At 64.3% G+C, this 2,194-nt stretch carries 1 protein-coding gene and 1 pseudogene; both read left to right on the top strand.

What is annotated here, in order from left to right:
- Positions 1 to 69 precede the first annotated feature (69 nt).
- Positions 70 to 1,368 (top strand): annotated as a pseudogene (gene istA / locus GOAMI_RS22215) (IS21 family transposase).
- A gap of 6 nt (positions 1,369 to 1,374) precedes the next feature.
- Positions 1,375 to 2,139, top strand: coding sequence for an IS21-like element helper ATPase IstB (gene istB / locus GOAMI_RS22210; protein ID WP_006438895.1), 765 nt, complete (start codon positions 1,375 to 1,377; stop codon positions 2,137 to 2,139).
- Positions 2,140 to 2,194 lie beyond the last annotated feature (55 nt).

The following is a 2,194-nucleotide window of genomic DNA, read 5'->3' as shown; positions in this document are numbered from 1 at the left end:
GCTGTTGACGGCGCCTGAAAACTGACCCCCTGACGACGGGTGAATTTTGACCCCCGTCTTGTTAGGAGGGTGATTTCAGTGGAGCAGTGGGCGGAGATCCGCCGTTTGCATCGCAGTGAGGGTGTGCCGATCAAGGAGATCGCGCGCCGGTTGGGGGTGGCCCGTAACACGGTGCGGGCGGCGTTGGCCTCAGACACCGCGCCGAAGTACTCGCGACCGGCGAAGGGCTCGGTGGTCGATGCGTTCGAACCGCAGATCCGGGCGTTGTTGCGGGAGTATCCGACGATGCCGGCGACGGTGATCGCGGAGCGGATCGGGTGGACGAGATCGTTGACTGTCCTCAAAGACCGGGTCCGGGTGATTCGCCCGGAGTTTCGTGGGGTAGATCCGGCCGATCGGGTGATCTATGAGCCCGGCGGCTGTTCGCAGTGGGATCTGTGGTTCCCGGACTACCGAATCCCAGTGGGCCACAATCAATTCGCCATGTTACCGGTGTTGGTGATGACATTGGCGTTCTCCCGATACCGGTCGGCGGTGATGATCCCGTCGCGCCAGGGCGGAGACATCCTGACGGGGATGTGGCTGCTGCTGTCGCAACTGGGCGCGGTGACCCGCAAGCTGGTGTGGGACCGCGAAGCCGCGATCGGCCCCAAGGGCACACCCACCGCGCTGGCCGCAGGATTCGTGGGCACCTTGGGCACTCGGCTGGAGCTGGCGCCACCGCGAGACCCCGAGTACAAGGGCATGGTCGAACGCAACAACCGATTCTTCGAGACCTCGTTCCTGCCGGGCCGCCAGTTCGCCTCACCGGACGATTTCACCGCCCAGTTCGATCGGTGGCTGGCCGATCATGCCAACACCCGAGTGGTGCGCGCGATCGGTGATCGACGCCCGTGTGATGCGCTCGCCGAGGACCTCGAGTAGATGGCCGGGCTTCCCCCGACCGCACCTCATATCGGGTTGAGTAGCCGGGTGCGACTCGGTCGCGACTACTACGTACGTGTGGCCGGCAATGACTATTCGGTGCACCCGTCGGTGATCGGTCGCTTCGTCGACATCACCGCCGACCTGCAGCAGGTGCGCATCCAGTGCGGCGAGGTCACCGTCGCCGACCACGCTCGCAGCTGGGCCAACCACGTCACCATCGCCGACCCTCAGCACGTGCGGGCAGCCAAAGAACTGCGCCGCGACTACCGCCGCCAAGACCTCGCCAACCGGGCCCGAAACGCCGCCCGCATCCGCGCCCACCCCGACGGCCACGAGGTACCGATCCGGGCGCTACCAGACTACGACGACCTGTTCGGGGTGCACTTTGCTACCCCGTCAGGTGCTCAACCACCCACCCCGTCCACTATCGCTGAAAGGTGAAATACCATGTCCGACAATCACACAGGTAAGCAGATCGAGTTCGCGGCGCGGGCGTTGAAGATGCCAGCGATCCGCCGCTGCTGGGCCGAGTTGGCCGAGCGGGCCCGCACCGACAACTGGACCCACGAGGAGTACCTCGCAGCGATCCTTGACCGCCAGGTCAGTGAACGCGAAGCCAACGGCACCGTGCTGCGGATCAGTGGCGCTCGCTTCCCCGCGGTCAAGACACTCGAGGACTTCAACTTCGACCACCTTCCAGGATTGCGTCGCGATGTTATCGCCCATCTGGCCACCAGCACCTGGATCGCCAAGAGCGACAACGTGATCCTTCTCGGACCACCTGGAGTGGGTAAGACCCACCTCGCGATCGCGCTCGGGATCAAAGCCGCGCACAACGCCTACCCTGTGCTCTTCGACACCGCCACCGGATGGGCCACCCGCCTGACCGAGGCACACACCACCGGCCGCCTGGTCTCCGAACTCAAACGGCTCCGCCGCTACCGGCTGATCATCATCGACGAGATCGGCTACCTGCCGTTCGACTCCGATACCGCCAACCTGTTCTTCCAACTCATCGCCAGCCGCTACGAACAAGGCTCGATCCTGATCACCTCGAACATGCCATTCGGCCGCTGGGGCGAAGTCTTCGCCGACGATGTCGTTGCCGCCGCACTCATCGACCGCCTCGTCCACCACGCCGAGGTCATCACCATCGACGGCGACTCCTACCGCACCAAGACCCGACGACAACTCGTCAACGCCGACCAGTAACCACACCAAAAGGGGGTCAAATTTCAACCGTCGATAAGGGGTCAGTTTTCGGCCG

It is taken from the genome of Gordonia amicalis NBRC 100051 = JCM 11271 (assembly GCF_000332995.1).
Taxonomy (GTDB): domain Bacteria; phylum Actinomycetota; class Actinomycetes; order Mycobacteriales; family Mycobacteriaceae; genus Gordonia; species Gordonia amicalis.
This window is presented reverse-complemented; position numbering and strand designations above follow the sequence as displayed.